General features: G+C 67.2%; 7 protein-coding genes. 4 read left to right on the forward strand and 3 right to left on the reverse strand.

Annotation, left to right across the window (positions count from 1 at the left end; translation table 11 throughout):
• Nucleotides 1-4 precede the first annotated feature (4 nt).
• A complete protein-coding gene (locus JOZ00_RS06990) occupies nt 5-583 on the forward strand; it encodes a TetR/AcrR family transcriptional regulator (protein WP_293341655.1) in 579 nt (192 codons plus the stop codon).
• Between the two features lie 17 nt (nt 584-600).
• A complete protein-coding gene (locus JOZ00_RS06995; protein ID WP_293341639.1) occupies nt 601-2,844 on the forward strand; it encodes a molybdopterin-dependent oxidoreductase in 2,244 nt (747 codons plus the stop codon).
• Here the strand turns inward: JOZ00_RS06995 and JOZ00_RS07000 are convergent.
• Complete coding sequence (locus JOZ00_RS07000; RefSeq protein ID WP_293341642.1) at nt 2,828-4,822, reverse strand: M13 family metallopeptidase; 1,995 nt, start codon at nt 4,820-4,822, stop codon at nt 2,828-2,830. The two genes, JOZ00_RS06995 and JOZ00_RS07000, sit on opposite strands and share 17 nt — an antisense overlap.
• A gap of 41 nt (nt 4,823-4,863) precedes the next feature.
• On the opposite strand from JOZ00_RS07000, the gene JOZ00_RS07005 reads away from it, so the two are divergent.
• Both JOZ00_RS07005 and JOZ00_RS07010 read left to right on the forward strand, forming a co-directional pair.
• A complete protein-coding gene (locus JOZ00_RS07005) occupies nt 4,864-5,535 on the forward strand; it encodes a hypothetical protein (RefSeq protein ID WP_293341644.1) in 672 nt (223 codons plus the stop codon).
• Nucleotides 5,532-6,215, forward strand: coding sequence for a hypothetical protein (locus JOZ00_RS07010; RefSeq protein WP_293341647.1), 684 nt, complete (start codon nt 5,532-5,534; stop codon nt 6,213-6,215). Before JOZ00_RS07005 ends, JOZ00_RS07010 begins: the two co-directional genes overlap by 4 nt.
• A gap of 5 nt (nt 6,216-6,220) precedes the next feature.
• Here JOZ00_RS07010 and JOZ00_RS07015 read toward each other — a convergent pair whose 3' ends face one another.
• Both JOZ00_RS07015 and JOZ00_RS07020 read right to left on the reverse strand, forming a co-directional pair.
• Nucleotides 6,221-6,757: an XRE family transcriptional regulator gene (locus tag JOZ00_RS07015; RefSeq protein WP_293341649.1), complete on the reverse strand. Its 537-nt coding sequence runs from the start codon at nt 6,755-6,757 to the stop codon at nt 6,221-6,223.
• Nucleotides 6,754-8,493, reverse strand: a 1,740-nt coding sequence (locus tag JOZ00_RS07020; protein WP_293341652.1) for an MMPL family transporter, incomplete at its 5' end; no start/stop codon positions are given. The genes JOZ00_RS07015 and JOZ00_RS07020, both read right to left, overlap by 4 nt.

Here is an 8,493-nt window from a genome sequence, read left to right on the forward strand (position 1 = left end):
GGCGATGCCGAGTCCACGCGAGCGGATGGTCGTCTCGGCCGCGCTGCTGATCCGGGAGCGCGGCGCGCATGCCACCGCGATCTCCGACGTTCTGGACCACAGTGGCGCGCCTCGCGGGTCCGCCTATCACTACTTCCCGGGCGGACGCACGCAATTGCTCTGCGAGGCGGTCGATTACGCGGGCGAGCACGTGGCGGCCATCATCGACGGGGCCGATGCGAGCCTGCAGCTACTGGACACCCTGATCGACAAGTACCGCCGTCAGTTGCTCAAAAGCGACTTCCGCGCGGGCTGCCCCATCGTGGCGGTCTCCGTCGAGGCCGGCGAGGAACGCGACCGCGAACGGACGGCCCCGGTGGTCGACCGCGCGGCGGCGGTGTTCGATCGCTGGACCGACCGGATCGCCGCGCGCTTCATCGCCGACGGAATACCGGGGGAGCGGGCACGCGAGTTGTCTGTGCTGGCGACCAGCGCTCTCGAGGGCGCGATTGTGCTCGCCCGGGTGCGCCGCGACCTGACGCCGCTCGACGTCGTTCACCGCCAGTTGCGTGCGCTGCTGATGGCAGAGGGCGCTCACGCCTAGAGAAGGGACACCCCGAGATGACCAGTGCGTGGCAGTCCACCGCATGCATCCTCTGTGAATGCAACTGCGGCATCGTCGTCCAGGTCGAAGAGGGTCGGCTGGCCCGCATCCGGGGTGACAAGGCGCATCCGGCATCGCAGGGCTACACCTGCAACAAGGCGCTGCGGCTGGACCACTATCAGAACAGTCGCGCCCGGCTGACCTCTCCGCTGCGCCGCCGCGCGGACGGCAGCTACGAGGAAATCGATTGGGACACAGCGATTGTCGAGATCGCCGAGGGATTCAAGCATATCCGCGACACGTACGGCGGGGACAAGATCTTCTACTATGGTGGCGGCGGGCAGGGCAATCACCTGGGCGGGGCATACAGCGGCGCCTTCCTGAAGGCACTCGGATCGAAATACCGATCAAATGCCTTGGCGCAGGAGAAGACCGGTGAAGCCTGGGTCGACGGGCAGCTTTACGGCGGTCACACCAGGGGTGAATTCGAGCACGCCGAAGTCTCGGTGTTCATCGGGAAGAACCCGTGGATGTCGCAGAGCTTTCCCCGGGCCCGGGTGGTGCTCAATGAGATCGCCAAGGACCCGGCGCGGTCGATGATCGTCATCGATCCCGTTGTCACCGACACCGCCAAGATGTCGGACTTCCATCTGCGGGTGCGGCCCGGCACCGACGCCTGGTGCCTGGCCGCGTTGGCGGCGGTCCTGGTACAGGAAAACCTCTGCAACGAAGCATTTCTCGCCGAGCATGTGCACGGCGTCGACCCCGTGCGAGACGCGCTGCGTGACGTCCCGATCCGTGAGTACGCGCTGCGTTGTGGGGTGGACGAGGAGCTGTTGCGGGCTGCGGCGCGGCGTATCGGCACGGCCGCGAGCGTCGCGGTATTCGAAGACCTGGGAATTCAGCAGGCGCCCAACAGCACGCTCAGTTCCTACCTGAACAAGCTGCTCTGGATCCTCACCGGCAACTTCGCGAAAAAAGGCGGCCAGCACCTGCATTCGTCGCTGGCGTCGTTGTTCAGCACCGTTTCGGGGCGCACGCCCGTCACCGGCGCGCCCATCATCGCGGGCCTGATCCCGTCCAACGTGGTGCCCGAGGAGATCCTCACCGACCATCCGGACCGGTTCCGGGCGATGATCGTCGAAAGCGCGAACCCCGCCCATTCGCTGGCCGACTCGACAGCCTGCCGGGAGGCGTTTCAATCGCTGGAGCTGATGGTCGTCGTTGATGTCGCGATGACCGAGACCGCCCGCCTGGCCCACTACGTGCTGCCCGCGGCGTCCCAATACGAGAAGACCGAAGCCACCTTCTTCAATTTCGAGTTCCCGCACAACGGCTTTCACCTGCGTCGGCCGCTGCTCAAACCGCTACCGGGAACGCTGCCCGAGCCGGAGATCTGGACCCGGCTGGTGCGGGCGCTCGGTATCATCGACGAGGCCGATCTGCGGCCGCTTCGGGAGGCCGCCCAACAGGGCCGCGAAGCATATGCCGAAGCGTTTCTCACCGCGGTGAGCGGCAATCCGACGATGGCGCGCCTGGTGCCGTACGTGCTCTATGAAACGCTCGGCCCGACACTGCCCGACGGAATGGCCGGAGCGGCCGCGGTGTGGGGGCTGGCCCAGAAGACCGCGATGACGTACCCCGAGGCCGTGCGACGGGCCGGTCATGTCGACGGCAACGCGCTGTTCGACGCCATCCTGAACAGCCCGTCGGGAGTCGTGTTCACCGCGCACGACTACGCCGATGACTTCGCTCTGATCAGCCACGCCGATCACAAGATCGCGCTGGAAATCCCCGAAATGCTGGACGAATTACGGGGACTCGCCGCCGCGGCGCTGCTGCTGACCACGTCGGAGTTGCCCATCGTCTTATCGGTGGGCGAGCGGCGCGCCTACACCGCCAACGACATATTCCGCGACCCGTCCTGGCGTAAACGCGACGCGGACGGGGCGCTGCGGGTCAGCGTCGAGGACGCTCAGAACCTCGGGCTTGTCGACGGCTGCCGGGCGCGAATCACCACGGCCGCGGGCAGCGCCGAGGCGACGATCGAGATCACCGAGACGATGCTTCCCGGACATGCCGCGCTGCCCAACGGTTTCGGGCTCGACTACATCGACACCGATGGGCGCACCGTCATCCCGGGCGTCGCCCCGAACGCGCTGACGTCCACCGGTTGGCGAGACTCCTACGCGGGGACGCCCTGGCACAAGCACGTGCCGGCGCGCATCGAGGCGCTCGCGGGGATCAGTTCCAGATCTTGACGCGGCTGTCCGGGCCCAGGAACAGCTTGTCGTCTTCGGCGACGTCGAAGGCCTCGTAGAACGCGTCCATGTTGCGGATGACGCCGTTGCAGCGGAACTCCGGCGGCGAGTGCGGATCGACCGCCAGCCGCCGGACCGCTTCCGCCTCACGGGATTTGGTCCGCCACACCTGCGCCCAGCCGTAGAACACGCGCTGCACGCCGGTGAGGCCGTCGATGACCGGAGCTGGCTCCCCGCTCAGCGACAACTGGTAGGCCAGCAGCGCGATCGATAGCCCACCCAGGTCGCCGATATTCTCCCCGACGGTGAACGCTCCGTTCACGTGGTGGTTCTCGGCGAGTTCCCTCGGCGTGTACGCCTCGTACTGCTCGATGAGAGCCTTTGTGCGAGCGCCGAATTCGGTGCGGTCGGCGTCGGTCCACCAATCGATCAGGTTACCGTCGCCGTCGTACTTGGCGCCCTGGTCGTCGAAGCCGTGGCCGATCTCGTGTCCGATCACCGCACCGATCCCGCCGTAGTTGGCGGCGTCGTCGGCGTCGGCGTCGAAGAAGGGCGGCTGCAAAATGGCTGCCGGGAAGACGATTTCGTTCATCCCCGGGTTGTAGTAGGCGTTGACCGTCTGTGGCGTCATGAACCACTCGTCGCGGTCCACCGGGCCACCGAGCTTGGCAAGCTCGCGGTCGTGGCTGACGGCGTACCCGCGCTGATAGTTGCCGTACAGGTCGCCGCGGTCGATCACCAGCTTGGAGTAGTCACGCCACTTCTTCGGGTAGCCGACCTTGGCGGTGAACTTGCCGAGCTTGGTCAGGGCCCGCTCCCGGGTGTCCGGTGTCATCCAGTCCAGGTCACTGATGCTGAGCCGGTAAGCGGCTTGCAGATTCGCCACCAGCGCGTCGACGCGGGCCTTGGCGCCCGGCGGGAAATACCGCTCCACGTAAAGCTTTCCGACGGCATCGCCCATCAGATTCTCCACCAGCGACACCGCCCGCTTCCAGCGGTCCCGGATCTCCTCGGTGCCGGTCAGCAGGCGGCCGTAGAAGTCGAAGTCCGCCGCAACCAGGGCGTCGGTCAGCCAGGGCGCCCGGGCGCGGATGACCCGCCACCGCGCCCACGCCTTCCAGTCCTCGAGGTCTTCGCTCGCCCACAACCCGGCGAATGCAGTGAGGTAATCGGGTTGGCGCACAATCACTTCCGCAACGTCCGGAGTTTGGCTGCCGAGCGCGTTGACCCAGCCGGTCCAGTCGAAGCCCTCGCCCTCGGACTGCAGCTCGGCGAAGGTACGCAGGTTGTAGGTGAGGTCGGCGTCGCGGCGCTTGACGACGTCCCAGTGCGCGGCGGCCAGTTTGGTCTCCAGCGCCACGATGTGGGCGGCAGTCTCGGAGTGGCTTTCGGAGTCCCCGCCGAAGACCAGGCCGAACATCCGCGCGATGTGTCCCGGGTATGCGGCGAGCACCGCGGCGTGCTGCTCGTCGCGGAAGTACGACTCGTCGGGCAGCCCGATGCCGGATTGCGTGAAGTGCACGAGGTAACGGGCGGAGTTCTTGGAGTCGGTGTCGACGTACATCGCGACGCCGCCGCCCACCCCGGTGCGCTGCAGGGCCCCGAGCGTCGCGGCCAGCGCCGCGGCGTCGGCGGCCCCGTCAATGGAGGCCACTTCGTCGAGCAGGGGCTGCAGACCCCGGCGTTCGACGGTGTCCTCGTCGAGGAAGCTGGCGTAGAGGTCGCCGATGCGTTGGGCGTCGTTGCCCGCCCCGTTGCTCTGGGCGGCCTGCTCGCTGGCTTCGACGATCAGATCACGCACCTGCTCTTCGGCCTGGTCGTAGAGGTGCCGGAAGGCCCCGTCGGTAGCCCGGTCCGCAGGAATGTCGTATTCCGCCAGCCAGTGGCCGTTGACGTGACCGAACAGGTCGTCCTGGGGGCGGATGTTCGCATCGATGTAGCTCAGGTCGATGCCCGAGCGGATGGTCTCATTCGTCACCCCGCCATCCTTCCATCTTTCCCGGGTGCAACGATCGGGCCATGTCCGACGGCGAGCAAACCGAGCCAGAGAGCCGCGAAGATCCCGAGCCGGATTCTGACTTAGAGCCCGACCAGGACACCGATCAGGACGCAGAGCCCGACGAGGACGAGCCGGAGGGCGAGGTTTTCTCAAATTACGGCATCGCGTCGGCCGTCCTCGGCGTGCTGTCGGTGGCCGCCGTCGTCCTTGCCGCCGTCATCTGGTCCGCTCACCGCGACGCGACCGCCGAGCGCGGCTACCTGACCCGCGTCATGCAGACCGCTGCCGGCTGGACGGGCGTGCTGATCAACATGAACAGCGCCAACATCGACGCCAGCCTGCAGCGGCTGCATGACGGGACGGTCGGGGAGCTCAACACCGATTTCGACGCGGCCATGCAGCCCTACAAGCAGGTGGTGGAGAAACTGCAGTCGAAGAGCGCAGGCCGGATCGACGCGGTCGCGATCGAAACGGTGCACCACGACCTCGACACCCAGCCCGGCGTCTCGCGGTCGGTGGTTACCACCAAGTTGCCGGCGTTCGCCAGCCGGTTGGACTCGGTGATGCTGATCGCGACCTCGGTGAGCGAAAACGCCGGCGCCAAGCCGCAAACGGTGCACTGGAACCTGCGGCTTGACGTGTCCAACGTGGACGGGAAGCTGATGATCTCCGGGCTGGAATCCATCCGATGAGAAACCTGTGGCGGCTCTTCGCCTTCGACGTCGTGGCCCCGTTGGCCGCGATCGCCGCGCTGCTGGCGATCGGGGTGGTGCTCGGTTGGCCGCTGTGGTGGGTGTCGGCGTGCTCGGTTCTGATCTTGCTGATCGTGGAGGGGGTCGGCGTCAACTTCTGGCTGCTGCGCCGCGACTCGGTCACCGTCGGCACCGACGACGACGCGCCGGGACTGCGGTTGGCCGTCGTCCTGCTCTGCACGGCCGCGCTGACGGCGGCGGTGCTGACCGGCTACACGCACTGGACGCGCTCGGACAACGACTTCACCGACGACTCCCGAAAGGTCGTTCAGGTTGCCACCGGGATGGCGGAGGCGATGGCGTCGTTCACGCCGAATTCGGCGGACACCTCCATCGACCGGGCCACGGCGATGATCGTTCCGGAGCACGCCGCCTCGTTCAAAGAGGAGTACAACAAGTCCAGCGCCGAGCTGGCACAACACAACGTCACGGCACAGGCCGCCACGCTGTCAGCCGGAGTCGAGGCCCTCGGTCCGTCGGCCGCGGTGGTGGCGGTGGTGCTGCGGGTGACCCAGACCGCGCCGGGACAACAGCCCAGCCGGGTGGCCCCGGCACTGCGGGTGACGCTGACCAAGCGCGGCAGCGACTGGCTGGTCGCCGAGGTGCTGCCGATCAGGTGAGACGGTCAGTTGGAGTCGGCGGAACGCGACGACTTCACCTTGACGAACCGATCCGACAGTCGACGGATCCGGATCATCAGTGCGGCCGTCGGGCTGATGCTGCCGTCGAGGTAGCTGGCCAGTTCCTCGGCGGTGACCCCGATGCGGGAGGCGAATTCCGGCTGGGGCAGGCCCGATCGATCGATCAGCAGTCCCACATGGCGCGCCACCTCGGCGCGTTCGTTGGCTTCCAGGTGGGTGCGGGCACGCTCCAAGACCTCCCACAGCGCCTTGGCGATGCCGTAGGGCCGGGTGCCGCCCAGGACTTCCTCCACCTGGCGGGCCGTTCGGCCGTAGGGGTCGCGTTTGAGGGCGGCGGCAATGCGCTTCCAGGTGGCAATGTCCCCGCCCTGCAATGCCGAACGGATCGCGGAGGTCGGCCAGAATTCCACCGGCTGATCGGTGTCCGGGGGGGCTTCTGAAGGCCCAGTATCGCGCTGTCGTTGTTCGGGAACCGGCCGCTGCGGCGGCGGCGCGGGGCGTCGGTCGGATGCCAACGTCACCTCGCCTCCTCCAGCATCGCTACGGCCACTGACAGGCAGCGCTGCCTGATGCCTTCCCAGTCCGAGGCGGCTTCGGCTTCGGACCCCTGGTCGTCGGCGGAATCGTCAGGTTTCGGATCTGCGAGTCGACGCACCAGCTGGGTGGCAATCAACTGCCGCCCGGATGATTCACAACAGTAATACCTGTCCATTCCGGCCAGGACCAGCGCGGCAGTCTCGGGCTCCAACGAATCGACCATATTGGCAAAGTCGGCGTAATCGCGTCGACTGTTACGGCACATGATCAGGTAGCCCTTGAGGCGCAGAGCTTCCGCGCCGGTCGGGACCAACAACCGGTCACCCGTGGGCAGCTGCACGTTGGTGGTTTCCACGGGGCAGCGCCGTTCGTATCGCGGTCGACGGCTGGCCGTCTTCGCCTTGTCTGCCTGCAGCGCGTCGATCGCGACGGACAGGCGCCCCCGCCACAGCGTCACCGGATGGACGGGGCGGTCCGAGCCGGAGATGGCTTTCGCGATGCCGTTGCGGGCCGCGAGGGCGCCGACGCGTTTCTTGGCCGCCGGAGCGGGGTGACCGTTGGTGCCGTTCTTGGCCTCGGAGGAGGCAACGCCTACCGGTACCGGCTCGTCGGTCAGGTCGACCTGGTGGGGAATCTGGCCGGGATCCAGGCCGCGGTTGCTGGAGCGCCCGCAACCGGTGAACGCGAGCGGGTCCGTCACACAGATCGCATCGGGCGCCAGGTGCTTGAACTTCGCGGCCGACTTGATCACCATCCGCAGATCGGCGCTGGGCGCGGTCACCGCCGAGATGTCGTCGGGGATGATGACCACGTCACCGAGGTCGACCGCCGGCAGCGGCCTGTCGAAATCGACCGACGGCAGGATGCGGCGCAGCCACGAGGGCAGCCACCAGTTCCATTGCGCGAACATCGCCATCAGCGCGGGGACCAGGACCAACCGCACCACCGTGGCGTCCACCGCGATCGCGACGGCGCAGGCGACGCCGATCTCGGCCACCAGCGGCATGCCGGCGAACGCGAAGCCGACGAACACCGCGATCATGATCAACGCGGCGCTGGTGATCGTGCGGGCGCTGGTGCTCACCCCGTACGCGACGGCATCGCGGGTGTTGCCGGTGTGCAGGAAGCGTTCTCGAATGCGGGTCAGCAGGAAGATCTCGTAGTCCATCGACAACCCGAAGGTCATCGCGAGCACCAGGGGTGGAACCGTGCTGTCGATCGAGGTGATCTGGGCGAAGCCGAGAGCCTTCAGCCAGCCCCACTGGAACACCATCACCAGGCTTCCGTAGGCCGCGGCGACCGACAGCAGCGTCATCAGCACGCCCTTGAGCGCCAAGAACACCGAATGGATCGAGAGCAGCAGCATGATGAACGCGATCAGGGCGACGAAGCCCAGCACCAGCGGTTCGGTTGCCGACACCCGGTCATCGAAATCCTTGATCAGCGCGGTCGGGCCGCCGACATCGACGCGGGCGCTTCCCGCGTCGGGAATCCTGGGTAGTTGCGCGCGCATCCAGCCGACGGTCTCCCGGGCGCGCATGTCCTCGGGATCGACCGACAGCACCGCCGAGAGCAGCGCGCTGTTGTTGTCCTCGGCGAACTGCGGCGGTGACACCGAGACGATGTTGGGAGCCTGGGTCATCCGCTGCCGCACCGCGCCGATGGTCTGGCTGTGTTCGGGCGAGGCCGCGCCCCCGTCGGGGAAGGTGATCAACACCCG

Source organism: Mycobacterium sp. (assembly GCF_019243155.1).
Classification (GTDB): Bacteria; Actinomycetota; Actinomycetes; order Mycobacteriales; family Mycobacteriaceae; genus Mycobacterium.

Bases quoted from the DNA above. Each gene is read 5' to 3' on its own strand.
- JOZ00_RS06990 (WP_293341655.1), top strand. From the start codon at position 5: ATGCCGAGTCCACGCGAGCGGATGGTCGTCTCGGCCGCGCTGCTGATC.
- JOZ00_RS06995 (WP_293341639.1), top strand. From the start codon at position 601: ATGACCAGTGCGTGGCAGTCCACCGCATGCATCCTCTGTGAATGCAAC.
- JOZ00_RS07005 (WP_293341644.1), top strand. From the start codon at position 4,864: ATGTCCGACGGCGAGCAAACCGAGCCAGAGAGCCGCGAAGATCCCGAG.
- JOZ00_RS07010 (WP_293341647.1), top strand. From the start codon at position 5,532: ATGAGAAACCTGTGGCGGCTCTTCGCCTTCGACGTCGTGGCCCCGTTG.